Origin of the sequence: Ottowia oryzae, assembly GCF_003008535.1 — a bacterium.
GTDB classification, from domain to species: Bacteria; Pseudomonadota; Gammaproteobacteria; order Burkholderiales; family Burkholderiaceae_C; genus Ottowia; species Ottowia oryzae.
Genome location: NZ_CP027666.1, coordinates 1,103,020 through 1,126,020, shown reverse-complemented (window position 1 = coordinate 1,126,020; position 23,001 = coordinate 1,103,020). Strand labels below are relative to the sequence as shown.

At 67.3% G+C, this 23,001-nt stretch carries 21 protein-coding genes and 1 pseudogene; 4 read left to right on the top strand and 18 right to left on the bottom strand.

Features of this window, described 5'->3' with window-relative positions; all coding sequences use genetic code 11:
- Window positions 1–31 precede the first annotated feature (31 nt).
- Window positions 32–490 (top strand): putative toxin-antitoxin system toxin component, PIN family, encoded by a 459-nt coding sequence (locus C6570_RS05295; protein WP_106702295.1) that lies wholly within the window; start codon window positions 32–34, stop codon window positions 488–490.
- A gap of 60 nt (window positions 491–550) precedes the next feature.
- On the opposite strand, the gene C6570_RS05290 is transcribed toward C6570_RS05295, so the two are convergent.
- From C6570_RS05290 to C6570_RS05240, 11 genes and pseudogenes are all read right to left on the bottom strand, one after another.
- Window positions 551–1,552 (bottom strand): branched-chain amino acid ABC transporter permease, encoded by a 1,002-nt coding sequence (locus tag C6570_RS05290; protein ID WP_106702294.1) that lies wholly within the window; start codon window positions 1,550–1,552, stop codon window positions 551–553.
- Window positions 1,553–1,562: 10 nt separating this feature from the next.
- The gene (locus C6570_RS05285; protein WP_106702293.1) at window positions 1,563–2,447 is read right to left on the bottom strand and encodes a branched-chain amino acid ABC transporter permease; all 885 of its coding nucleotides are present in this window, start codon (window positions 2,445–2,447) and stop codon (window positions 1,563–1,565) included.
- 44 nt (window positions 2,448–2,491) lie between these two features.
- Window positions 2,492–3,703, bottom strand: coding sequence for an ABC transporter substrate-binding protein (locus C6570_RS05280; RefSeq protein WP_106702292.1), 1,212 nt, complete (start codon window positions 3,701–3,703; stop codon window positions 2,492–2,494).
- A gap of 53 nt (window positions 3,704–3,756) precedes the next feature.
- Window positions 3,757–4,473, bottom strand: a complete 717-nt coding sequence (locus tag C6570_RS05275; protein WP_106702291.1) for an ABC transporter ATP-binding protein — start codon at window positions 4,471–4,473, stop codon at window positions 3,757–3,759.
- Between the two features lie 15 nt (window positions 4,474–4,488).
- On the bottom strand, window positions 4,489–5,265 hold the full coding sequence (locus C6570_RS05270) for an ABC transporter ATP-binding protein (protein ID WP_106702290.1): 777 nt from the start codon (window positions 5,263–5,265) through the stop codon (window positions 4,489–4,491).
- Window positions 5,266–5,831: 566 nt separating this feature from the next.
- Window positions 5,832–7,552: pseudogene (locus C6570_RS05265) on the bottom strand (FMN-binding glutamate synthase family protein); the annotation flags it as partial.
- Between the two features lie 221 nt (window positions 7,553–7,773).
- Window positions 7,774–8,241 (bottom strand): CinA family protein, encoded by a 468-nt coding sequence (locus C6570_RS05260; RefSeq protein ID WP_245896303.1) that lies wholly within the window; start codon window positions 8,239–8,241, stop codon window positions 7,774–7,776.
- 64 nt (window positions 8,242–8,305) lie between these two features.
- Window positions 8,306–8,779, bottom strand: coding sequence for a phosphatidylglycerophosphatase A family protein (locus C6570_RS05255; protein WP_106704526.1), 474 nt, complete (start codon window positions 8,777–8,779; stop codon window positions 8,306–8,308).
- Between the two features lie 433 nt (window positions 8,780–9,212).
- Entirely contained in the window at window positions 9,213–9,833 is a 621-nt protein-coding gene (locus C6570_RS05250) for a glutathione S-transferase family protein (protein ID WP_106702288.1), read from the bottom strand.
- 58 nt (window positions 9,834–9,891) lie between these two features.
- Window positions 9,892–10,608 carry a helix-turn-helix transcriptional regulator gene (locus C6570_RS05245; RefSeq protein WP_106702287.1) on the bottom strand — a complete coding sequence of 239 codons (717 nt, stop codon included), beginning with the start codon at window positions 10,606–10,608 and terminating at the stop codon, window positions 9,892–9,894.
- 201 nt (window positions 10,609–10,809) lie between these two features.
- Window positions 10,810–12,510 carry a GMC family oxidoreductase gene (locus C6570_RS05240; RefSeq protein WP_106702286.1) on the bottom strand — a complete coding sequence of 567 codons (1,701 nt, stop codon included), beginning with the start codon at window positions 12,508–12,510 and terminating at the stop codon, window positions 10,810–10,812.
- A gap of 114 nt (window positions 12,511–12,624) precedes the next feature.
- Here C6570_RS05240 and C6570_RS05235 point away from each other — a divergent pair, with 114 nt between their 5' ends.
- The gene (locus C6570_RS05235) at window positions 12,625–14,274 is read left to right on the top strand and encodes a TIGR04222 domain-containing membrane protein (protein ID WP_106702285.1); all 1,650 of its coding nucleotides are present in this window, start codon (window positions 12,625–12,627) and stop codon (window positions 14,272–14,274) included.
- A gap of 99 nt (window positions 14,275–14,373) precedes the next feature.
- Here the strand turns inward: C6570_RS05235 and C6570_RS05230 are convergent, their stop codons facing one another.
- On the bottom strand, window positions 14,374–14,832 hold the full coding sequence (locus C6570_RS05230; RefSeq protein WP_106702284.1) for a bacteriohemerythrin: 459 nt from the start codon (window positions 14,830–14,832) through the stop codon (window positions 14,374–14,376).
- Window positions 14,833–15,069: 237 nt separating this feature from the next.
- Here C6570_RS05230 and argG point away from each other — a divergent pair, with 237 nt between their 5' ends.
- The gene (argG, locus tag C6570_RS05225; protein ID WP_106702283.1) at window positions 15,070–16,413 is read left to right on the top strand and encodes an argininosuccinate synthase; all 1,344 of its coding nucleotides are present in this window, start codon (window positions 15,070–15,072) and stop codon (window positions 16,411–16,413) included.
- A gap of 103 nt (window positions 16,414–16,516) precedes the next feature.
- On the opposite strand, the gene purT is transcribed toward argG, so the two are convergent.
- From purT to C6570_RS05210, 3 genes are all read right to left on the bottom strand, one after another.
- Complete coding sequence (gene purT, locus C6570_RS05220) at window positions 16,517–17,749, bottom strand: formate-dependent phosphoribosylglycinamide formyltransferase (protein ID WP_106702282.1); 1,233 nt, start codon at window positions 17,747–17,749, stop codon at window positions 16,517–16,519.
- A 91-nt stretch (window positions 17,750–17,840) separates the two neighbouring features.
- The gene (gene asd, locus C6570_RS05215; RefSeq protein WP_106702281.1) at window positions 17,841–18,689 is read right to left on the bottom strand and encodes an archaetidylserine decarboxylase; all 849 of its coding nucleotides are present in this window, start codon (window positions 18,687–18,689) and stop codon (window positions 17,841–17,843) included.
- 114 nt (window positions 18,690–18,803) lie between these two features.
- Window positions 18,804–19,502, bottom strand: a complete 699-nt coding sequence (locus C6570_RS05210; protein ID WP_106702280.1) for a fumarylacetoacetate hydrolase family protein — start codon at window positions 19,500–19,502, stop codon at window positions 18,804–18,806.
- Window positions 19,503–19,699: 197 nt separating this feature from the next.
- On the opposite strand from C6570_RS05210, the gene C6570_RS05205 reads away from it, so the two are divergent.
- Window positions 19,700–20,644 carry an ATP-binding cassette domain-containing protein gene (locus C6570_RS05205; RefSeq protein ID WP_106702279.1) on the top strand — a complete coding sequence of 315 codons (945 nt, stop codon included), beginning with the start codon at window positions 19,700–19,702 and terminating at the stop codon, window positions 20,642–20,644.
- A 137-nt stretch (window positions 20,645–20,781) separates the two neighbouring features.
- On the opposite strand, the gene cynS is transcribed toward C6570_RS05205, so the two are convergent.
- Genes cynS through ntrB form a run of 3 tightly spaced genes read right to left on the bottom strand, consistent with a single transcriptional unit; the run spans window position 20,782 to window position 23,000 of the window.
- Window positions 20,782–21,225 carry a cyanase gene (cynS, locus tag C6570_RS05200; RefSeq protein WP_106702278.1) on the bottom strand — a complete coding sequence of 148 codons (444 nt, stop codon included), beginning with the start codon at window positions 21,223–21,225 and terminating at the stop codon, window positions 20,782–20,784.
- 52 nt (window positions 21,226–21,277) lie between these two features.
- Window positions 21,278–22,135: an ABC transporter ATP-binding protein gene (locus C6570_RS05195; protein ID WP_106702277.1), complete on the bottom strand. Its 858-nt coding sequence runs from the start codon at window positions 22,133–22,135 to the stop codon at window positions 21,278–21,280.
- Entirely contained in the window at window positions 22,125–23,000 is an 876-nt protein-coding gene (ntrB, locus tag C6570_RS05190) for a nitrate ABC transporter permease (protein WP_106702276.1), read from the bottom strand. The genes C6570_RS05195 and ntrB overlap by 11 nt, the downstream gene beginning before the upstream one ends.
- Window position 23,001 lies beyond the last annotated feature (1 nt).

Below are 23,001 nucleotides of genomic sequence, written 5' to 3'. Positions count from 1 at the left end.
GCGCCGGCAGCTACACTTTTTGAAGTATTGAATGACCCAGCTGGAGGCAGGCACCGCCGTCGTCATCGACACCAACTGCGTGCTCGACCTGTGGGTGTTTCATGATCCCGGCGCCAGCGGCTTGCTGCGCGACATCGTGACCACGCGATGGCGCTGGCACGCTTCAGCGGCGATGCGCGATGAGTTGCGCCGCGTGCTGGCCTACCCGCTGATCACTGCGCGGCTGGAGGCCACCCGCCAAACCGCCGAGCAGATTCTGGCGCTGTTCGACACCCATGCCCTGATCGAAGAGGCCGCGCCAGCGCCCTGCCCTGTGCGCTGCCGCGACGCAGACGACCAGATCTTCATCGACCTGGCAGCGCAGCGCCGCGCCATGCTGGTCAGCAAGGACGGCCACGTGCTGGAACTGGCGCGCAGGCTGACCGCCTACGGGGTCCAAGTGCGCAAGCCCTGGCCTGAAGAAGCGACTTCGGCGCAAGCTGCGCCATAGAAAAAGCCGGCCAGCCCCTGCGGGGCCGCCGGCTTACGGTGTGCGGGCGGCCCGCCTGCGTCACAGCGATTTCTTGAGCAACGCCCCCAGCTCGCCGATGATGCCGCGGCGGAACAGCAGCACGCACACCACGAAGATGGCGCCCTGAATGACGGTGACCCAGGCGCCCAGCTCGGCCAGGTAGTTCTGCATCGTCACGATCACCGTGGCACCGATCACGGGGCCGAAGATGGTGCCCAGGCCGCCCAGCAGCGTCATCAAGACCACCTCACCCGACATGCTCCAGTGCACGTCGGTCAGCGAAGCCAGCTGGAACACCAGCGCTTTGGTGGAACCGGCCAAGCCCGCCAAAGCAGCGGAAATCACGAAGGCGATGTGCTTGAACTTGTCGGCGTCGTAGCCCAGCGAGATGGCGCGCGGCTCGTTCTCCCGGATGGCTTGCAACACCTGACCGAAGGGCGAATACACCACGCGGCGGATGAACAGAAAGCCAGCCAGGAAGATCACCGCCACGAAGATGTACATCGCGGTGGGGTTGGACAGATCAATCAAGCCAAACAGCTTGCCGCGTGGGACACCCTGGATGCCGTCCTCGCCGCCGGTGAACGGGGCCTGCAGACTGAAGAAGAAGATCATCTGCGCCAAGGCCAGCGTGATCATGGCGAAGTAGATGCCCTGGCGACGGATGGCCAGCAGCCCCACCACCCAGCCCAGCACGCCCGCGCTCAGCGTGCCCAGCAGGATGGCCAGCTCGGGCGTCAGGCCCCATACCTTGGCAGCGTGCGCGCTCACGTAGGCGGCGCCGCCGAAGAACATGGCGTGGCCGAAAGACAGCAGGCCGACGTAGCCCAGCATCAGGTTGAAGGCGCACGCAAACAGCGCGAAGCACATCACCTTCATCATGAAGACCGGGTACACGCCCAGCAAGGGCGCGGCCACCAGGATGGCCACCATGATGATGAAGGCGGCGCGCTGCGTGCGCGCCACGCCTTGGCTGGTGGCGGCCTGTGCTGCGGCGCCGGCCTGGTAAACGGAAGAGGAATTGGAAGTCACGGCGTTCATGGTCGGTCGCTTACTTCTGGGTGCCGAAGAGGCCGGCCGGGCGGATCAGCAACACGATGGTCATGATCACGAAAATCACGGTGGTGGAAGCCTCGGGGTAGAAAACCTTGGTCAGCCCCTCCACCAGGCCCAGCGCGAAGCCGGTGATGATGGCGCCCATGATGGAGCCCATGCCACCGATCACGACCACGGCGAACACCACGATGATCAGATCGGCCCCCATTTGCGGGCTGACCTGGTAGATGGGCGCGGCCATCACGCCGGCCAGCGCCGCCAGTGCCACACCGAAGCCGTAGGTCAGCGTGATCATGCGTGGCACGTTGATGCCGAAGGCTTGCACCAGCTGCGGGTTTTCGGTGGCCGCGCGCAGGTAGCCGCCCAGCTTGGTCCGCTCAATCACGAACCACGTGGCCAGACACACCACCAGCGAAGCCAGAATCACCCAGCCGCGGTACTTGGGCAGGAACATGAAGCCCAGGTTGTAGCCGCCCGAGAGCTGCTCGGGTATGGAGTACGGCAAGCCGGTCGAGCCGTATTCGTTGCGAAAGAACCCTTGGATCATCAGGCCCAGGCCGAACGTCAGCAGCAGGCCGTAGAGGTGATCCAGCTTGTACAGGCGCGCCAGCATGGTGCGCTCGATGACGACACCGGCCGCGCCCACCAGCAGGGGCACCAGCAGCAGCGACCACCAGTACCCCAGGCCGAATTTGTTCAGCAGCAGGTAAGCCCCAAAGGCGCCCAGCATGTACTGGGCCCCGTGGGTGAAGTTGATGATGTTGAGCAGGCCGAAGATGACGGCCAGGCCAAGCGACAGCAAGGCGTAGAACGAGCCATTGATGAGGCCGATGAGCAACTGCCCCATCATCGCCTGAATGGGAATGCCAAAGATATCCATGCGTGTCCTACGCCTTGCTAGTGCCTGACCTTAGTGGGCCTTGATTACTTCTTGACCAGCTGGCAGCTGCCCTGATCCATCGGCCGGAAAGCCTTGTCGGCCGGGATCGTGGCGACGGTCTTGTAGTAGTCGTACGGGCCTTTCGACTCGCTGGGCTTCTTCACCTCGAAGAGGTAGACCGGATGGATCTTGCGGCCGTCCTGGCGGATCTGACCCTTGCCGAACAGCGGGTCGTCGGTGGGCAATTCCTTCATCTTGGCGACCACCTTGGTGCCGTCGTCCGTCTTGGCCGCGTCGACCGCCTTCAGGTAGTGAATCACCCCCGCATATACGCCCGCGTGGTCGGAGCTGGGGTACTTGCCACCGTTGGCCGGTGCGAAGCGCTTGGTCCAGGCACGGGTCTGGTCGTTCTGGTCCCAGTAGAAAGCTTCGGTGATGTTCAGCCCCTGCGCCGTGTTCAGCCCCAGGCCATGCACGTCGGGCAGGAACACCAGCAGGCCCGCCAGCTTCTGGCCACCTTTGGTGATGCCGAACTCGGACGCCTGCTTGATCGAGTTGATGGTGTCGCCACCCGCGTTGGCCAGGCCAATGATCTTGGCTTTGGACGACTGCGCCTGCAGCAGGAAAGAAGAGAAATCCTGCGTGTTCAGCGGCACCTTGACGGCGCCCAGCACCTTGCCGCCGGCGCCTTTGACCACATCGGAAGTGTCGCGTTCCAGCGCGTGGCCGAAAGCGTAGTCGGCCGTCAGGAAGAACCAGCTGTTGCCGCCGGCCTTCACCACTGCGCTGCCCGTGCCGTGTGCCAGCATCCAGGTGTCGTACAGCCAGTGCACGGTGTTGGGCGAGCAGTCCTTGCCCGTCAGGTCAGAGGTGGCAGCGCCGGTGTTGATGAAGGCCTTGCCCTTTTCGCGCGTGACCTGGTTGATGGCCAAGGCCACCGACGAAGTGGGCACGTCGACGATGGCGTCCACTCCATCGGTGTCGTACCACTTGCGAGCAATGCTGGAGCCAACGTCCGGCTTGTTCTGGTGATCGGCGGATACCACTTCCACCTTCAGCGAAGACTTGGTGGCCTTGAGGTAGTCCTCCACCGCCATCTTGGCGGCGACCACCGAGCCTGGCCCGCCGATGTCGGCGTACAGGCCAGACATGTCATTCAGCACGCCGATCTTCACGACGTTGCCCGACACCTGGGCTTGCGCCACGCCGGCGGCACCCATGCCCGCGATCAGGGCGCACAGCAATTTGCGTTTCATACAGACTTCTCCTTCAGGTAAGTGAACAGACGTGAAAACACCGGCCAGAGCGCTCAGACGCCCAGGTACTCGTGCAGCATGTGCATGTTGGCTTGCAGCTCTTCGGCGCTGAATTCGCGCACGATCAACCCACGCTCCATGATGTAGAAGCGGTCGGCCAGCGGCGCGGCAAAGCGGAAGTTCTGCTCCACCATCAGCACCGTGAAGCCGCGTTGGCGCAGCTCGCGGATCATGCGTGCCAGCGCCTGCACGATCACCGGCGCCAGGCCTTCGGAAATTTCATCCAGCAGCAGCGTTTTGGCACCGGTGCGCAGAATGCGCCCCACGGCCAGCATCTGTTGCTCGCCGCCCGACAGGCGCCCACCCGGGCTGTTGCGGCGCGCCTTTAGGTTGGGGAACATGTCGTAGATTTCTTCCACGCTCATGCCGCCCTCGGCCACCTTGGGGGGCAGCATCAGGTTTTCCTGGCAGGTGAGCGAAGTCATGATGCCGCGCTCTTCGGGGCAGAAGCCCACGCCCAGCCGCGCAATGTGGTGCGGCGCCATCTTGATCGTTTCGGTGCCGTTCACCTGGATGGTGCCGGCGCGCTTGCCCACCAGGCCCATGATGGCGCGCAGCGTGGTGCTGCGCCCGGCGCCGTTGCGGCCCAGCAGGCTGACCACCTCGCCCTGGCGCACGTCCATGTTGACGCCATGCAGGATGTGGGATTCGCCATACCAGGCGTGCAGGTCCTTGAGCTGGATGGCCAGCGGTGCATTCGATGTGCTCATGTCGTGTCTCCCCCGTCAGCCGTGCGCGCCTTGCAGCGCTTCTTCGGCGCTGCCCATGTAGGCCTCCAGCACCTGCGGGTTGCGCGACACTTCGGCGTAAGGGCCTTCGGCGATCACCTGGCCGAACTGCAGCACGGTGATCATGTCGGCGATGCTGCCGACCACGCTCATGTTGTGCTCCACCATCAGCACGGTGCGGTTGGCGGCCACCTTCTTGATCAGCTGCGTGACCATGTCCACGTCTTCATGGCCCATGCCCTGCGTGGGTTCATCCAGCAGCATGAGCTTGGGCTCCATGGCCAGCGTGGTGGCGATCTCCAGCGCGCGCTTGCGGCCGTAGGGCAGCTCGACGGCGGGCAGGTGTGAATACTCGGTCAGACCCACTTCGTCCAGCAGCTCCATGCAGCGCATGTTCAGCTGGTTGAGGGTGCTTTCCGACTTCCAGAACTGGTAGGCGGTGCCCAGCGTCTGCTGTAGCGCCACGCGCACGTTTTCCAGCACGCTCATGTGCGCGAAAGTGGACGAGATCTGGAACGACCGCACCACACCGCGGCGGGCGATCTGGGCGGGCTTTTCCTTGGTGATGTCCACGCCATCGAACAGGATCTGGCCACGCGTGGGATCGAGAAACTTGGTGAGCAGGTTGAAGCACGTGGTCTTGCCCGCGCCGTTGGGGCCGATCAAGGCATGGATGCTGCCGCGGCGCACCTTGAGGTTCACCTCGTTGACGGCCACGAAGCCCTTGAACTCTTTGACGAGCCCGCGCGTTTCCAGAATGTTGTCCGAACTCATGTGGCCCGAGCTACCCGATAGTTGGTGAAAAACGGGCAAATTATGGGTGGCGCACTGCAGCACAACGCTAGGGGTTTTCACCCGTGAAACGTCTTGCGGGCGTGCCCAGGCTGGCCGCTTTCGGCCACGCTTTTCTGCGTCCAGAAAGGTCATCACGCGAGCGCTTTCCAAATTGCCACTGGCGGCTTGCGCGAACCGGCTGAGGGGCTGTACTAACCACTCTTGCGCGCAAGGTTCGAGTCGATTGAGCACGCCAATGGCGGCGACGCCGATAACCAATCGCTATTTAATCAATAGCCTCCAGCGCTTATCCAGCTTGCGCTACAGGCTGATTTGCCTCAAAAAAACTATTCAGCGCCGCATGGCTCAAGCGGCGGCGACGCGCACGGGCGCCACGCGCTCAGTCAATGCTGCGCGTTGTGCGTGTCGGACGCCGTCCACGTCACCGGCACCTCGCTGGGCGATGGCGGCGCGGCCACCGGTTCGGGCGCTTGTTGCGGCTCGACCGACACAGCATGCGGCTGCGCAGCAGCGGGGGCGGTGCGCAGCTGCTGCGCCACCTCGCTGGCCGAAGCGGGCGCGTTGCTTTTGCGTCGCGCCGCGGCGTCGCGCAGGTCGGGCGGCGCCGCATCGGTGGCGGGCTGTTGCGGCGCAAAGCTGTGGGCGCTGGCCAGCGGCCAGTACAGGCGGAACACGTTGGGCAGGTGCGCCAGGTCGTCCAGGATGGCGCCGCGCGCCACTTGCGGCATCAAGGAGGACAGCAGGCGCACCTCGGCATCGTCGATGCGGCGCACGATGTGGTGCGTGGTGACTTCGTCCGTGTGCTTCAGGCCCGCAGCCTGCAGCAGCTCTTTCAACGCGTGCAGCGTGTTGGCGTGGTACTGCGCCACGCGCGGCGCCTTGTCGCCCACCACCAGCGCGCGCTGGCGCAGCGGGTCTTGCGTGGTCACGCCGGTGGGGCAGCGTCCGGTGTGGCAGGTTTGCGCCTGCAGGCAGCCCACGGCCATCATGAAGGCGCGGCCCGAGTTGCACCAGTCGGCCCCCAGCGCCAACATGCGCGCGATGTCGAACGAGTTGGTCACCTTGCCCGCGCAGCCCAGCTTGATGCGATCGCGCAGGCCCACGCCCACCAGGGTGTTGTGCACCAGGCGCAGGCCTTCCTGCAGCGGCGTGCCGACGTGGTCGGTGAACTCCACCGGCGCCGCGCCCGTGCCGCCCTCGGCTCCATCCACCACGATGAAATCGGGCGTGATGCCCGTCTCCAGCATGGCCTTGGCGATGGCGAACCATTCCCAAGGGTGGCCGATGCACAGCTTGAAGCCCGTGGGCTTGCCGCCAGACAGCTCGCGCAGTTGCGCCACGAAATGCATCAGGCCCGCCGGCGTTGAGAAAGCGCTGTGCGCTGCGGGCGAGATGCAGTCGACGCCCATTGGCACGCCGCGCGCGGCCGCGATCTCGGGGGTGATCTTGGCCTTGGGCAGCACGCCGCCGTGACCCGGCTTGGCGCCCTGGCTGAGCTTGATCTCGACCATCTTCACCTGCGGCCCGCGCGCCTGCTCGGTAAAGCGCTAGGCGCTGAAGGTGCCGTCGACGTTGCGGCAGCCGAAGTAGCCCGCGCCGATTTCCCAGATCAGATCGCCACCGTGCTGGCGGTGGTACTGCGAGATGGAGCCCTCGCCCGTGTCGTGCGCAAAGCCGCCGATCTTGGCGCCCTGGTTGAGCGCCAGGCTGGCGTTGGCCGACAAGGCGCCGAAGCTCATCGCCGAGATCTTGAACACGCTGGCACTGTGGGCTGCGTGCACGGCGCGGCACCGGCGCGCGGCTGGCCTGGGTCGCCGCCGATCCAGATGCGGAAGTCGTGCGATTCGATCTTGGTGGGGTGCATCGAATGGTTGACCCATTCGTAGCCCTCGGCGCCCACGTCCAGTTGCGTGCCGAAAGGCCGGTTGTCCGGCTCGCCCTTGGCACGCTGGTAGACGATGGAACGCTGCGCGCGCGAAAACGGTTGGGCCTCGGTATCGCTTTCAATGAAGTACTGGCGAATCTCGGGGCGGATGAATTCCAGCGCAAAGCGCAGGTGGCCCAGGATGGGGTAGTTGCGCAGGATGGCGTGGCGCGTCTGCTGCATGTCGTACACGCCCAGCGCGATCAGCGCCAGCGACAGCAGCAGCCACGGCAACCCGGTGCCAAAGCCGATCAGCGAAAAGAGGCTGAGCACGGCCACCAGCACGCACAGCGCCAGGGTGCTGTAGCGCACGGTGTTGGTGAAGGTGATCGGTGGCGTCATCGGGGAAGCTCCAGGAGCGGTGAGCGCGGCGAGCGGCACGGGCGCCTGCGCAGAGGGCGATTTAGGGAGTAATCCAGCGGCGGGCCTCGCCCTGCCGGGAAGGCGCCGCGACAACGCTGCAATGGCATCGCGGCGGCACGCGAAGGGTTCAAACCATCTTAGCGGACGCGCACTTCATGGCGACGACGGCGGCGCGTGGCCCCGCCGACGTTGCCGGCCACTCAGGCCGCGCCGTTGGCGAGCCGGCTCAGCAGGCCCTGCAGCGCGTGCTGCACGGTTTGCGCGCGCACAGCGGCACGGTCGCCGTCCAGGTGCAGGCATTGCGCCTCTGCGCAGCCGCCCACGCACCACGCCACCCACACCGTGCCCACCGGCTTGGCTGCGCTGCCGCCGCCGGGCCCGGCCACGCCCGTCACGGCCACGCTGACCTGCGCGTGCGAATGGCGCACCGCACCTTCGGCCATGGCCAGCGCCACCGCTTCGCTGACGGCGCCGTGTTGGTCGATCAGCGCAGCGGGCACACCCAGCAGCTCGGACTTGGCGGCGTTGCTGTAGGTGACGAAGCCGCGTTCAAACCAGTCGCTGCTGCCCGCCAGGTCGGTGCAGGCGGCGGCGATCAGCCCGCCGGTGCAGCTTTCGGCGGTGGCCAGCATGGCGCGCGCTGCGCGCAGCGCGTCGGCCAGCTTCATAACCAAATGGGCCGCTGGCGCTGGTGCAGTCTGCGCTGGCAGCTGCTGATTTAATAGCATAGGTTCACCACGCACGCCAGATGGCGATGACCAGCAGCGTGCAGAACGCGGCAACCAGGTCGTCCAGCAGGATGCCCCAGCCGCCCTTCCAGCCACTGGCGCCGTGAAAGCGCCGGTCGGCCCAGCCGATGGGCCCGGGCTTGGCGGCGTCGAAAAAGCGGAAGAGGACGAATGCAGCGAGCTGCGCCGTCCAGCTGCCGGGCGTGACCAGCCACAGCACGATCCAGAAGGCGACGACTTCGTCCACCACGATGGCGCCTGGGTCGGCCGTATGCAGGTGGCGCGCGGTGACGGTGCTGGACCACCACGCCACCGGCACGCCAAGGCCGATCACCAGCGCCTGCGCCACGGGCGGCAGGTGCGCCAGCAGCAGCGCCCACACCAGCCACGCCCACAGCGTGCCCACGGTGCCGGGCGCCACGGGCGACAGCCCGGCGCCAAAGGCCAGCGCCAGCCAGTGCGCCGGGTGGGCGCGCATGAAGCGGGCCGTGGGGCGAATGGGTGCGCCGGGCGCAGCTTGCGCGCCGGGCGATGTGGGGGTGAGGGCCACCGGCTCGGCGCGCGCAGCGGCCTGCGCCGATTCGCGCGGCGGGCGCGGCAGATCGCGCGCGGCCACGTCCTGCACGTCGTCGCGGGGGGCGTTGCTCAGCGGCACGGGCAGCCCCCGTGGGCCGCAGGGTGCGGCGCAGCGGCTTTCGGCGCGGTGAATCTTGGCGCGGATGACGTCATCGCGCCGGTGCGCGCGCATTGGCCGGGCACGCGCATGGCGGTTGAAACATTCGGTGTGTCGGGCAGGTGGTGCGGCATGGCTCAGACGGCGCGCCACGCTCAGCGGGCGCCTGCTCGCATTGTGCCAAGGCCGAGCCAGGGCGACGGCCCATCGCCGCCCCAACGATGGCCGCAGCGCGCGCTCAGGCTGGCTTGCGGTCAGGAATGGGGCCGTCCAGCTCGTTGGCGCGCTGCGCGGCCGGGCGTTCGCGATGCCGCGCCGCGAACTGCGCGAACGCCGGGCGCGCGGGCAGCAGGCCAAATTGCAGGTACCAGCCGATGTAGGCAGACACCAGCAGGTCGGCCGCGGTGAAGGTGTCACCCGCCAGGTGGGCGCGGTCTTTCACGGCCGCTTCCAGCGTGTTGACCAGGTCGTCCTCGGTGCCGTAGCCAGCCATGGCGGGCTCGGCCAGCGGACCGCCGGTGCTCTTGGCCACCATGAGCTGCTCCAGCGGCCCCATGAAGCTGATCCAGCGGTAGTACGGCCCACGCGCGGGGCTGCCCACCGGGGGCGCCAAATGCTTGCCTGGCACCAGGTCGGCCAGGTACATGCAGATGGCAGCGTTTTCAGTGATGACCGTGTCGCCGTGCGTCAGGGCGGGCACCTTGCCCATGGGGTTGATGGCGCGAAACGCGGGCGCCTTCATGGTGGTGCCGTAGTCCAGCACCACGGTGTCGTACGGCAACCCGGTTTCTTCCAGCATCCAGCGAGCGACGCGGGCGCGGGACATGGGGTTGGTATAGAAGGTCAACTGGGCTGACATGGCGGCGTCCTTATTCAAAAGTGGCAACGGGAAGGCGCCACTTTGCGCAGCCGGGCTGTCAACTTCTGTCAGCAGCCTGCCCGGCGGGGTGCACGTTCAGGCAGCCCGCGCGCCAGCGCTGCAGCAGCACGTGGCGCCGTTCGGGGTAGCGCTGGCCCGTGGCTTCCAGCGCCACGACGCGGTCGGCACGGAAGCTGCGGAAGTCCTGCCGCAGTTCGCACCACGCGGCAATCAGGCGGGCGTGGTCAAAAAAGGCCATGGCGAAGGGCCACACGCGCCGCCGCGTGGCGCGGTCGGCTTCGTCGCGGTAATCCAGCCACAGCGCGTGTTCGTCGCGGATGGCCTGGCGCAGCGCGGGCAGCCAGGGCGCCACGGGCTGAGCGTCTGCGCGCGCGGGCACGAACAGGCCGCTGGTTTCCACCGCCAGGCGCAATTCGGCGGGCAGCGTGGTGGTGATGCGGTTCATCACCCCTTGCGCGGCAGCGGCCAGCTCACCGTCGGCGGCGTGGGCGGCCACCCAACGCGCGCCCAGCACCAGCGCTTCGAGCTCGTCCTCGCTGAACATCAGCGGAGGCAAGGTGAAGCCAGGGCGCAGCACGTAGCCAACCCCAGGGTCGCCTTCGATCTGCGCGCCTTGCTCGCGCAGCGTGCCGATGTCGCGGTACAGCGTGCGCAGGCTGACACCGCTGGCGCGCGCCAAGTCAGCGCCCAGCACCGGTCGGCGGTGGGCGCGCAGGTGTTCGAGCAGTTGCAACAGGCGGGCGGCGCGCGACATGGGCGCGAGTGTAGGCGGCAGCGACAGCTCAAAGGCGGCTGCAGTTGGCACGCTGCCGACGCGGCGACCTCGCCAATTTGCACTCAAACCAGCCTCTGGCGCCCGGCTCACCTTCGCAAGCAGCTATATATTGAATAGCGCTTCAAGCCCGCTGTTCACCGGCAGTTGCGTCCACAAATGCGTTGAACGCCGCACCTGACCTTAGCGCCCGGTGATCCAGCGCGCGGCCTTCTCGGCCATCATCAGCGTGGGGCTGTTGGTGTTGCCGCTGGTGATGGTGGGCATGGCGCCCGCGTCCACCACGCGCAAGCCCTGCACGGTGCCGCCCGCGCCGTCGCGCAGTTGCAGGCGCGGGTTGAGCACGGCCATGGGGTCGTCGTCGCGGCCCATCTTGGTGGTGCCCACGGGGTGGAAGATGGTGCTGGCGATGTCGCCGGCCAGGCGCGCCAGCTCTTCGTCGGTCTGGTATTGCACGCCGGGCTTGAATTCGTCAGGCACGTAGCGCGCCATGGCGGGCTGGGCCATGATGCGCCGCGTGACGCGCAGGCTGTCGGCGGCCACTTGCCGGTCGTCGTCGGTGGCCAGGTAGTTGGGGGCGATGGCGGGCGCGTCGCCAAACTTGGCGCTTTGGATTTGCACCGTGCCGCGGCTGGTGGGGTTGAGGTTGCACACGCTGGCGGTGATGGCCGGAAAGCTGTGCAGGGGCGAGCCGAACGCGTCCAGGCTGAGCGGCTGCACGTGGTACTGGATGTTGGGCCATTCGCGGTCGGCCGACGAGCGGGTGAACGCCCCCAGCTGGCTGGGCGCCATGCTCATCGGGCCGGTGCGGCGCAGCACGTATTCCAGGCCGATGCCGGCCTTGCCCCACGGCGTGGCGGCCAGGCGGTTGAGCGTGCGCGCGCCCTGCACTTTGTACACGCTGCGGATCTGCAGATGGTCTTGCAGGTTGGCGCCCACGCCGGGCAGATCGGCCAGCACGTCGATGCCATGCTGCTGGAGCAGCGCTGCCGGGCCGATGCCCGACAGTTGCAGCAGCTGCGGGCTGCCGATGCTGCCGCTGCTGACCACCACTTCGCCGCCGGGGGCGAGCAGCGCATCCACGCTCTGGCGACCGTCCCACACCTGCACGCCCGTGCAGCGCAGCGCGCCACCGGTGTGCGGGTCGCGCTTGATCAGCAGGCGCGTGGCCTGGGCGTTGGTCCACAGCTCGAAGTTGGGGCGGCCATAGCAGGTGGGGCGCAGGAAGGCTTTGGCGGTGTTCCAGCGCCAGCCGTTCTTTTGATTGACTTCAAAGTAGCCCACGCCTTCGTTGGTGCCGCGGTTGAAGTCGTCGGTGGCGGGGATGCCCGCCTCGACCGCGGCGGCGGCGAAGGCGTCCAGCACGTCCCAGCGCAGGCGCTGCTTGTCCACGCGCCATTCGCCGCCATGGCCGTGCAGCGCACTAAATTCAGGCGAAACCGGGCTCTGGCGCCCGCTGGATGCGCGCCGGGCGCTATCACCTTTGTAGTGGTCTTCGTGCGCCTTGAAGTCGGGCAGGCAGTTGTCCCAGCGCCAGTCGTCTTCGCCCGTCAGCGCGGCCCACTGGTCGTAGTCGCGCGCCTGGCCGCGCATGTAGATCATGCCGTTGATGCTGCTACAGCCGCCCAGCACCTTGCCGCGCGGGTACAGCAGGCTACGCCCGTTCAGGCCGGCGGCGGGCTCGGTTTTGAAGCGCCAGTCGGTGCGCGGGTTGTCGATGCAGTACAGGTAGCCCACCGGCACGTGCACCCAGTGGTAGTCGTCCTTGCGCCCGGCCTCCAGCAGCAGCACGCGCTTGGACTGGTTGCGCGACAGGCGGTTGGCCAGCAGGCACCCGGCGGTACCGGCGCCGACCACGATGTAGTCGAAAGTGGTTTCAGACATGGCGCACAAAAAGCCGGGTGCAGGCTGTCATGGGTTTGTCACATTTCTGTCGCAAAGTGAGATCCAACAAGAAGAAGTAGATCAGAACAACAAGAAAAGAAAGGAGAAGGCAGCATGCCACAAGCACCCTGCACCCCACGCCGCGCTGGAGACAGCGCGCGCCACCGAGACCATCCTGCCCGCCCGCCACGGCCCCAAACGGCCACGCAGGCGGGGCACGGCACATCCACCGCACGTGAACCCAGCTGCCCACTGTGGCAGCGCCTGGCCCGCCACGCCTGGGACGACCCGCAGGACGCCCGCCCCTTCAGCGCGCGGCTGCGGCACACCACCGGCTGGAGCGCGGCGCACACCCAGCGCGTGCTGGTTGAGTACCAGCGCTTTCTGTACCTGGCCGTGCGCCGGCGCGGCCGCGTGTGCCCCAGCGGCGCGGTGGACGAGGCCTGGCACACCCACCTGCTGGACACGCCGCGCTACTTCGGCGCCTTTTGCCCGCAGGTGCTGGGCACCACGCTGCACCATGTGCCCGACCGCGGCAGCGGCACCCGCGACGACGCGCGCCGGTACCGCGCCACACTGCGCGCCTACCGCTGGGCGTTTGGCGAGGCGCCGCCATCCGATATCTGGCCCGCGCCCGCGCATCGCTGGGCCGAGCGGCGCTGCCACGTCGACCTGCGCAGCCACTGGCTGCTGCCGCGCCCAGGCCATGCAGGACGGGCGATGGGGCGCGCGGCGCTGCGAATCTGGCAAGCCCTGACGCAGGTGAACGCCCGCGCGGTGCGGCCTTGGGCGATGGCGCTGATCCTGCCGCTGGTGCTGACGCTGGGCTGCACGCAGGGGCGCATCAGCATTCAGCCGGGCGTCAGCGGCGCGGCCTTCCTCAAGGGCTACTTCTGGACGCTGGTGGCGCTGCTGGCGGTGGGCATCTGGCGATCGGCGCGGGGGCGGCCCTCAGCGCAAGGGCCGGTGCGCGCCACGCGGTTGAACCCCATCGAAGTGGCCTACCTGAATGGCGGTGCCTTGCGCGCGGTGGTCACCGCGCTGGCACGCCAGTGGCAACGCGAAGCCATCGCGCCGATCGCCGAATCGCCCGATCGATCAACGCACTACGTGCTGCCCTGGCGTGTGGTGGGCGCGCCCGATGCCGTCCAGCCCTTGCACTCAGCGACCGACACCTCGGCGCTGGAGCGGGCCACGCTGCAGGCGCTGGGCGAGCGCCGCACGCCCGCCGCGCTGCTGGCGGCCCTGCAGGCACCGCTGGACGAGCTGCATGCGCGCTTGTACGCGCAGGGCTGGCTCACCTCGCCCACGCGCACGCAACGCCTGCGCAGCGAAGGCGACCGGCTCTACAGCGCCCTGTGGGGCGTCGCCCTGCTGTGGGGCGGCCTGCGGTTGGCCTACGGGCTGCAGCACGGCTACCCGGTCTCGCTGCTGGTGGTCTTGTTGATCGTGGCGACGCTGCTGGCGCTGCTCATGCACCACCTGCTGCCGCACCGCCGCAGCCGGGAGGGCCACGCCGTGCTGCGGCAGGCCCGGCGCCGACTGGTTCGGCGCAGCGAGATGGCCCTGAGCGACCCGCAGCTGGCGCTGGGCGTGGCCGTGTACGGCCTCGGCGCCCTGGGGCCAAGCTTGCAGCCCCTGCGCGACAGCGTCGGTTTGCTGCAACCGCGCGACGCGGGCGGCAGCGGCTGTGGCAGCACGGGCTGCGGCGCAGGCAGTGGCTGCGGGGGTGGCGACGGCGGCTGCGGTGGCGGCGGCGATTGAGGCGCCACGCGCCCGCACGGCGCGGCAAAATCAGCCCCCCCCCGTGCGCGCGCCCTGCCCCCATCAGCCTGAGCACATCGCCCGCAGCGGCCCGCGCACTTAGGCCGAGAACAGGTTGAACTTGCTGAACCAGCCCTTCTTCTGCAGCGTGGGCTTGATGCCGCGCGCGATGAAGTGCGGCACAAACTGCACGTCGGTTTCCATGATGTGCTGGCTGAGCCACTGCTTGATCAGGTACACCAGCTGGAAGTTGACGCCCTGGGGCAACTCCTCGGCCAGGCGAACCAGCCTGCGCAACTCTTCGATCAGCGCGTCGTGCGCCTTCTTGTGCGCCTCGTAGTCGGGGTATTCCATCATCCGCATCAGCGCTTCCTCGGTGGCGAAGTGCACCGACGTGTAGTGCCCCAGCTGCTGCAGGATGCTCAGCGTTTCGGCCGAGCCTGCCCGCGACTCGATCGCATCGCACAGGCCGTTGTAGATCACCACCAGCTCGTGATGCTGGTTGTCAATCTCCTCCAGGCCGATCTTCAATTTGTCGTTCCATTCGATGCGGTTCATCAGGCGCTCCCTCTGCTGTTGGTGGCCCGGAAAAGACGCCGGGCCTTCGAATTCAGTCTAGACCTCGCGCTGAGGCAGCCCATGACGCAGATCAAGACAAAGATCAAGACTGGCCCGCAAGGGAACGCTGCGCGGCATTACTTGGCACGGCGCTCCAAGCCAACGACAAATCGACCGACAATAGCCGGCTGATTCCGTTTCGATAACGCTTGCGGCCACGCGCCCTTTGTTCACGCCATGTCCAACACCATCCTGCAATCGCTTCCCACCGGCCAGAAGGTCGGCATCGCCTTTTCCGGCGGCCTGGACACCAGCGCCGCGCTGCTGTGGATGCGCCAAAAAGGCGCCGTGCCCTACGCCTACACCGCCAACCTGGGCCAGCCGGACGAGTCCGACTACGACGCCATCCCGCGCAAGGCGATGGACTACGGCGCCGAAAAGGCGCGCCTGATCGACTGCCGCACCCAGCTGGCGCACGAAGGCATTGCCGCGCTGCAGTGCGGCGCCTTCCACATCCAGACGGCGGGCGTCACCTACTTCAACACCACGCCGCTGGGCCGCGCCGTCACGGGCACCATGCTGGTCAACGCGATGAAGGAAGATGACGTCAACATCTGGGGCGATGGCAGCACGTTCAAGGGCAATGACATCGAGCGCTTCTACCGCTATGGCCTGCTGACCAACCCGTCACTCAAGATCTACAAGCCCTGGCTGGACCAGCGCTTCATCGACGAGCTGGGCGGCCGCAAGGAAATGTCGGAATTCATGCAGAAGGCCGGTTTTGACTACAAGATGTCGACCGAAAAGGCCTATTCGACCGATTCCAACATGCTGGGCGCCACGCACGAGGCGAAAGACCTGGAAGAGCTGAACAGCGGCATCCGCATCGTCAACCCGATCATGGGCGTGGCTTTCTGGAAGCCCGAAGTTGAAGTGAAGCCCGAAGAAGTGCGCGTGCGCTTCGAGGAAGGCCGCCCCGTGGCGCTGAACGGCAAAGAGATCGCCGACCTGGTGGAGTTGTTCCTGGAAGCCAACCGCATCGGCGGGCGCCACGGCCTGGGCATGAGCGACCAGGTCGAAAACCGCATCATCGAAGCCAAGAGCCGCGGCATCTACGAAGCGCCCGGCATGGCGCTGCTGTACATCGCGTACGAACGCCTGCTGTCGGGCATTCACAACGAAGACACCATCGAGCAGTACCGCATCAACGGCCTGCGCCTGGGCCGACTGCTGTACCAGGGTCGCTGGTTCGACCCGCAGGCGCTGATGCTGCGCGAAACCGCCCAGCGCTGGGTGGCCAACGCCATCACCGGCGAGGTGACGATCGAGCTGCGCCGGGGCAACGACTATTCCATCCTGAACACCGAATCGCCCAACCTGACCTACGCGCCCGAGCGCCTGAGCATGGAAAAGGTGGAAAACGCGCCGTTCAGCCCGCAAGACCGCATTGGCCAGCTGACCATGCGCAACCTGGACATTGTGGACACGCGCGACAAGCTGGGCGTGTACACGCGCACCGGCCTGCTGCAGCTGGGCGAGGGCTCGATGCTGCCGCAGCTGGGGCTGGAGCGCGGCGAATAAGGCGCAAGCCACCGACCCCACCGACCCTTCGATCCAGAGAAAAGCGCGGCATCGACCGCGCGGCCAGCCCTGCCCCCGCCAAGGCAGGGCCACACGGCGCCGATCAGCCGCCTGCGGCGCGCGGCTTGACCTTGGCGGCCGCCGCCTTGGCCTTGGTGCGGGCGGCTTGCACATCCGCATCGCGCGCCAGCGCCACGCCCATGCGGCGCTTGGCAAAGCTTTCGGGCTTGCCGAACAGGCGCAGGTCGGTGCCTGGCTCGGCGAGTGCTTCAACCACGCCGTCGAACACGATGCCTGGCGCGTCCACCCCGCCATAGATCACGGCGCTGGCGCCGGGTGTTTTCAGCGACGTGTCCACCGGCAGGCCCAGGATGGCGCGGGCGTGCAGGTCGAACTCGCTCTGCCACTGCGTGATCATGGTGACCATGCCGGTGTCGTGCGGGCGCGGGCTGACTTCGCTGAACCACACCTTGTCGCCCTTGACGAACAGCTCCACGCCGTACACGCCGCAGCCTGCCGGCTCGCCATTCAGGCCGGTGCCCAAGTCGTCGGTGATGGCGCGGGCAATGCGCTCGGCCTCGCGCAGCGCGGCTTCGCTCATGGGGTGCGGCTGCCAGCTTTCCACGTAGTCGCCGCCCACCTGTACGTGGCCGATGGGTTCGCAGAACTGCGTTTGCACCTGCCCGCCCGCGCCACGGGCACGCACGGTGAGCAGGGTGATTTCGTAATCGAAGTCGATGAAGCCTTCGACGATGATGCGGCCGTGGCTCACGCGGCCACCGGCCATCGCGTAGTCCCAGGCCTTTGGCACGTCTTGCGGGCCGTCGATCTTGCTTTGGCCCTTGCCGCTGCTGCTCATCACCGGCTTGACGATGCAGGGGTAGCCAATGCCCGCGTCAATGGCGGCCTGCAGCTCGGCCAGCGAATCACAGAACTGGTAGGGGCTGGTGGGCAGGCCCAGCGTTTCGGCGGCCAGGCGGCGGATGCCTTCGCGGTCCATCGTCAGGCGCGTGGCGCGGGCGGTGGGCACCACGCGCACGCGGCCCTCGGCCTCCAGCGCTTGCAGCACGGGCGTGGCGATGGCTTCGATCTCGGGCACGACCAGCGTGGGCTGCTCGCGCTCGATCAGCGCGCGCAACGCCTCGGGGTCGGTCATGGCGATGGTGTGCGCGTGGTGCGCCACCTGCTGGCCGGGGGCGTTGTCGTACCGGTCGACCGCGATGGTTTCCACGCCCAGGCGCTGCAGCGCGATGAGCACTTCCTTGCCCAGCTCGCCGCTGCCCAGCAGCATGACGCGGGTGGCAGAAGGGGACAGGGGGGTTCCAAGAGTGGTCATGACGGGCTGTGCCGGAAAATGCAAATGCTATGGAATAAGTAGCTGCCAGCGCTGTATGCACCAGCGCCAGCGGCCGATTTCGTTATAAGAACTAACCCAGCGCCTTGGCCATCGGCTGGCCCATGCGCACGGCGCCCGCAGGCGCCCAGTCGGGATTGAAGCGCAGCGTGCCGTGTGGCCACAGCATGACCACGGTGCTGCCCAGCAGGAAGCGGCCCATCTCGGCGCCTTGCGCAAGCGAAATGTCTTGCCCCAGGTAATCCCAGCGCTTGATCTTGCCGGGCCGCGGTGGGTTGACCACGCCGTGCCACACGGTCGCCATGCTGCCGACGATGGTGGCGCCCACCAGCACCATCACCATCGGGCCGCGCGCGGTGTCGAACAGGCAGACCACGCGCTCGTTGCGCGCGAACAGCCCGGGCACCCCGCGCGCCGTGGCGGGGTTGACGCTGAACAGCTCGCCCGGCACATACACCATGCGCTGCAGGCGCCCGGCGCAGGGCATGTGCACGCGGTGGTAGTCGCGCGGGCTGAGGTACACGGTGGCGAACAGGCCGTTTTCAAACGCGGCGGCCAGGCGCGCATCGCCCGCCAGCAGCGCCGTGGTGCTGTAGCTGTGGCCCTTGGCCTGAAAGATCTGGTCGCGCTGAATGGGGCCAAACTGGCTGATGGCGCCATCGGCCGGGCACACGTAGTCGGCCTGCGCCAGCGGGCGCGCGCCGTCCCGCAGCGCGCGGGTGAAGAAATCGTTGAAGCTGGCGTAGCTTTCAATGCGCGGGTCGGCCGCCTCGCTCATGTCCACGTTGTAACGCGCGACGAAGCGGCGGATGACGGCGTGCGTCAGCCCCCCGGCGTGCGCCGACGCCAGGTGGCCCGCAGCAACGGTGAGCAACTTCTTGGGCAGCAGGTACTGCGACAGGACGGCAAGGCGTTCGGACATGCGGGGCATTCTAGAGAGGGCGTCCGCCCGCAGCCGAACCGCCCCCCTGCAGCGCTTTGCGCCAGCGGGCACATCGCCGCGCCATGCTGCGCCGATGCGCCGCGGCCAGCGCGCTCAATCGGGCTGGCCGATGGTCAGCGCGATCTCGCCCACGCCGTCGATGCGGCCAGTGATGCGGTCGCCGGGTTTCACCGGGCCCACGCCTTCGGGCGTGCCGGTGTAGATCAAGTCGCCCGGCTGCAGGTGGTAGTACTGCGACAGGTTGGCCACCACCTCGGGCACGCTCCAGATCATGTCGGCCAGGTCGCCCGTCTGCTTGACGGCGCCGTTCACGCTCAGCTCGATCAGGCCGCCGCCCAGCGGGCCGACTTCGCTGGCGGGCACCAGTGGGCTGATGACGGCGGCGTTTTCAAAGTCTTTGCCGAAATCCCATGGCCGGCCGATCGCCTTGGCGGCGTTCTGCAGGTCGCGGCGCGTCATGTCCAGCCCGCAGGCGTAGCCCCACACGCAGGCCGCGGCCTGATCGGGCGCCACGCGAAAGGCGGGCTGGCCGATGGCGATGACCAGCTCCATCTCGTAGTGGAAGTTCTCGGTGCCGGGCGGGTAGGCGATGGTGCTGCCGCTGGCCACCAGATCGGCCGGCGCCTTGTTGAAGTAGAACGGCGGCTCGCGCGTGGGGTCCGAGCCCATTTCCCGCGCGTGGGCGGCGTAGTTGCGCCCCACGCAGAAGATGCGGCTGACCGCGTAAAGCTGGTCGCTGCCGCGCACCGGCAAGGCGGCCTGGGGGGCGGGCGGAAAAACATAGTTGGCCATGACTTCGATTGCTCCTTGTTTTATAGCTGCCGGCGCAGGCGCCTTCTGCGCCAACGCCCGAAAACCCTTGAAAGAATCCGATACGCGCCGGGCAGGTGCATTGGAACACCGCCCCGCGCACGCGCGGATCGCCAGTGTGTCACCTTCTGGCGCGATGGGCGTGCCGCAGCGGCGCCAGCGCGGGCACAATCGCCGCCATGTCTGCCCCACCGCTGCTGCACGCGCACGATCTGGTCAAGCACTACGGCAGCGCGCGCGTGGTGGACGGCGTTTCGTTCCAGATCGCGCCGGGCGAGTGCCTGGGCGTGATCGGCCCCAACGGCGCGGGCAAGACCACCACCATCCGCCTGTGCCTGGGCCTGACGGCGCCCGACGCCGGGCACATCCGCTACTTTGAACAAGCCGACGGCAGCGCGCTGGACATGCCGCGCGACGCGCTGGCCATCAAGGCCCGGCTGGGCGTGGTGTCGCAGTTCGATTCGCTGGACCCGGACTTCACCTGCGCCGAAAACCTGGTGGTGTTCGGCCGCTACTTCGGCCTGCCGCGCGCCGAGCTGGCCCAGCGCGTGCCGCCGCTGCTCGACTTTGCCGCCCTCACGCACAAGGCCGACGCCCGGCCGGGCGAGCTGTCGGGCGGCATGAAGCGGCGCCTGTCGCTGGCGCGCTCGCTCATCAACAACCCCGACCTGCTGCTGCTGGACGAGCCCACCACCGGGCTGGACCCTCAGGCGCGCCACCTGATGTGGGAGCGCCTGCAGATGCTGCTGAGCGGCGGCAAATCCATCCTGCTGACCACGCACTTCATGGACGAGGCCGAACGCCTGTGCCACCGCCTGCTGGTGCTGGACCACGGCCGCAAGATCGCCGAAGGCCGCCCGCGCGAGCTGATCGCCCAGCACCTGGAGCCCGAGGTGGTGGAGGTGTACGGCCCCGGCGCGCCCGCGCTGCTCGCCTCGCCCCTGGCCGCGCACGCCGAGCGCGTGGAGCGCAGCGGCGACACGGTTTTCTTCTACACGCACCGCGCCCAGCCGTTGCTGCAAGCGCTGCAGGCCGAGCCGCAGCTGCGCACGCTGCACCGCCCGGCCAACCTGGAAGACCTGTTCCTCAAGCTGACGGGGCGGCAGATTCGCGAAGAAGGCTGAACGCCGGCGCTCAGGAAGGCGCTGCGGCGCATTCATGATTGGCCAGTTCAGAATAAAAAACCGGCGCTAGCGCAGGCCACACCAGCGCTGGCAGCTATGATTTTTATATTGACGACCAAGCCGCCGCCGTCCGCGCGTCAGTACTGCTTGTACGGTAGGAACTTGCCCGACAGCACCACGTTCACGCGGTCGCCCTTGGGATCGGCCTCGCGCTGGATGTCCATGTTGAAGTCGATCGCGCTCATGATGCCGTCGCCAAATTCCTCGTGGATCAGCTCTTTGATCGTCATGCCGTACACGCTGACCACCTCGTACCAGCGGTAGATCAACGGGTCGGTGGGCACTGGCGTGGGCAGCGAGCCCTTGTAGGGCACCACCTGCAGCCACTTCTGCTCTTCGGCCGTCAGGCCAAATATCTTGCCCAGCACCTTGGCCTGCTCGGGCGAGGCCGTCATCTGGCCCAGGCACAGCGCGGTGGTCCATTCCTTGGACTGGCCCACCTTTTTGGCAACGTCGGCCCACTTCAGGCCCTTCGACACTTTGGTGCTAATGATTTTTTCGGTGACTTCAAGACGGGTCATGGCAAACGCTCCTGGCAGGATGAGGAATTCAAGGGTTGAGGAAAAAGGCGAATCAGTGCGCGTGCGCGCGGCTGACGAGGAAATCCACGATGTGGTTGCGCAGCGGGTAGTAGCCGCTCAAGTGGTGCAAGGTGGTGCGGGTCCGGTCCCGCGGCAGCGGGTTGACCACCATCTCGGAGATGCCGCCGGGCCGGTAGCCGCCCGCCGCGTCGGCGCCGTTGTGCATCAGCAGGATGCGGTCGGCCAGCAAGATGGCTTCGTCCACGTCGTGCGTGATCATGAACACCGTCTGCTGCGTCTCGCGCACGATGGTCATCAGCTCTTCCTGGATGGTGCCGCGCGTGAGCGCGTCCAGCGCGCCAAAGGGCTCGTCCAGCAGCAGCATCTTGGGCTGAATGGCAAAGGCGCGCGCAATGCCCACGCGCTGCTTCATGCCGCCCGACAGCTGCGAGGGCTTCTTGTCGATGGCGGGCATCAGGCCCACCATGGCCACGAAGCGCTCCACATGCACACGCACCTTGGCGGCGGGCCACTCGGGCCAGCGCGACTTGATGGCGAAGGCGATGTTCTGGCGCACCGTCAGCCACGGCATGAGCGCGTGGCTTTGAAACACCACACCGCGCTCCAGCCCGGGGCCGCGCACCTCGCGTCCATCCATGAACACGTGGCCGCTGCTGGCCGTGTCCAGCCCCGCCAGCACGTTCAGGATGGTGGTCTTGCCGCAGCCCGAATGGCCGATGATGCAGACGAATTCGCCGCGGCCGATGTCGAACGACACGTCGGCAAACACCGGCCGCGCGGGCACGTAGGCCTTGGCCAGGCCCTGGATCTGCAGAAAGCGCGGCGCGGGCGGCGCCACGCCAGCCTCGGTCACGGCCCAATCGGTCTGGTCGCTGTCGTCATTCCACATAGGTCACCGCCTTTTGCAGCGTGGCAAACACCAGGTCCAGCAGCATGCCGACCACGCCGATCACCAGGATGGCGAAGAGCACGTTCGACAAGGACAGGTTGTTCCACTCGTTCCACACGAAGTAGCCGATGCCCGTGCCGCCCACCAGCATTTCGGCCGCCACGATGACCAGCCAGGCGATGCCCATGCTGATGCGCATGCCGGTCAGGATGGTGGGCGCCGCCGCGGGCAGGATGACCAGGAAGGCCTTGCGCAGCGGCGAAACCTCCAGCGTGCGCGCCACGTTGAGCCAGTCGCGCTTGACCGAGGCCACGCCGAACGCGGTGTTCAGCAGCATCGGCCAGACCGAGCAGATGAAGATGACGAAGATGCCCGAGGTGGACGAATCCTTGATGGTGTAGAGCGCCAGCGGCATCCACGCCAGCGGGCTGATGGGCTTGAGGATCTGGATGAACGGGTCGAGCGACCGCGCGAGCAGCGGGCTCATGCCGATCACGAAACCCAGCGGCAAGGCCACCAGGCACGCCAGCAAGAAGCCCAGCGCCACGCGCGCCAGCGAATGGCCCAGCTGGATCAGGATGCCCTTGTCGTTGGGCCCGTTGTCGTACACCGGGTTGGACAGGTGCTTCCAGGCCGTGGCGGCAAACTGCGCCGGCGTGGGAAAGCCGCTGGCGTTGGCCGCGCCCTGCCCGGCGGCAGGGTCCTTGCCCAGCATCTTCTGGTATTCGATCTCTTCGGGCGTGAGCGTGGCCACGCTGGCTGCGCCAGAGCTGGCCGACTGGGTGGCCACGGCCCAGATGCCCAGCAGCGTGAGCAGCAGGCACAGCGACACCAGCGCGGCCTTGACGGAAAGCGATGGCTGCATG

Bases quoted from the DNA above. Each gene is read 5' to 3' on its own strand.
- C6570_RS05280 (WP_106702292.1), bottom strand. From the start codon at position 3,703: ATGAAACGCAAATTGCTGTGCGCCCTGATCGCGGGCATGGGTGCCGCC.
- C6570_RS05290 (WP_106702294.1), bottom strand. From the start codon at position 1,552: ATGAACGCCGTGACTTCCAATTCCTCTTCCGTTTACCAGGCCGGCGCC.
- argG (WP_106702283.1), top strand. From the start codon at position 15,070: ATGTCCAACACCATCCTGCAATCGCTTCCCACCGGCCAGAAGGTCGGC.
- C6570_RS05205 (WP_106702279.1), top strand. From the start codon at position 19,700: ATGTCTGCCCCACCGCTGCTGCACGCGCACGATCTGGTCAAGCACTAC.
- C6570_RS05230 (WP_106702284.1), bottom strand. From the start codon at position 14,832: ATGAACCGCATCGAATGGAACGACAAATTGAAGATCGGCCTGGAGGAG.
- C6570_RS05245 (WP_106702287.1), bottom strand. From the start codon at position 10,608: ATGTCGCGCGCCGCCCGCCTGTTGCAACTGCTCGAACACCTGCGCGCC.
- C6570_RS05270 (WP_106702290.1), bottom strand. From the start codon at position 5,265: ATGAGTTCGGACAACATTCTGGAAACGCGCGGGCTCGTCAAAGAGTTC.
- C6570_RS05255 (WP_106704526.1), bottom strand. From the start codon at position 8,779: ATGCGCGCCCACCCGGCGCACTGGCTGGCGCTGGCCTTTGGCGCCGGG.
- C6570_RS05295 (WP_106702295.1), top strand. From the start codon at position 32: ATGACCCAGCTGGAGGCAGGCACCGCCGTCGTCATCGACACCAACTGC.
- C6570_RS05285 (WP_106702293.1), bottom strand. From the start codon at position 2,447: ATGGATATCTTTGGCATTCCCATTCAGGCGATGATGGGGCAGTTGCTC.
- asd (WP_106702281.1), bottom strand. From the start codon at position 18,689: ATGTCCGAACGCCTTGCCGTCCTGTCGCAGTACCTGCTGCCCAAGAAG.
- C6570_RS05250 (WP_106702288.1), bottom strand. From the start codon at position 9,833: ATGTCAGCCCAGTTGACCTTCTATACCAACCCCATGTCCCGCGCCCGC.
- cynS (WP_106702278.1), bottom strand. From the start codon at position 21,225: ATGACCCGTCTTGAAGTCACCGAAAAAATCATTAGCACCAAAGTGTCG.
- C6570_RS05195 (WP_106702277.1), bottom strand. From the start codon at position 22,135: ATGTGGAATGACGACAGCGACCAGACCGATTGGGCCGTGACCGAGGCT.
- C6570_RS05235 (WP_106702285.1), top strand. From the start codon at position 12,625: ATGCCACAAGCACCCTGCACCCCACGCCGCGCTGGAGACAGCGCGCGC.
- C6570_RS05210 (WP_106702280.1), bottom strand. From the start codon at position 19,502: ATGGCCAACTATGTTTTTCCGCCCGCCCCCCAGGCCGCCTTGCCGGTG.
- C6570_RS05260 (WP_245896303.1), bottom strand. From the start codon at position 8,241: ATGAAGCTGGCCGACGCGCTGCGCGCAGCGCGCGCCATGCTGGCCACC.
- purT (WP_106702282.1), bottom strand. From the start codon at position 17,749: ATGACCACTCTTGGAACCCCCCTGTCCCCTTCTGCCACCCGCGTCATG.
- C6570_RS05240 (WP_106702286.1), bottom strand. From the start codon at position 12,510: ATGTCTGAAACCACTTTCGACTACATCGTGGTCGGCGCCGGTACCGCC.
- ntrB (WP_106702276.1), bottom strand. From the start codon at position 23,000: ATGCAGCCATCGCTTTCCGTCAAGGCCGCGCTGGTGTCGCTGTGCCTG.
- C6570_RS05275 (WP_106702291.1), bottom strand. From the start codon at position 4,473: ATGAGCACATCGAATGCACCGCTGGCCATCCAGCTCAAGGACCTGCAC.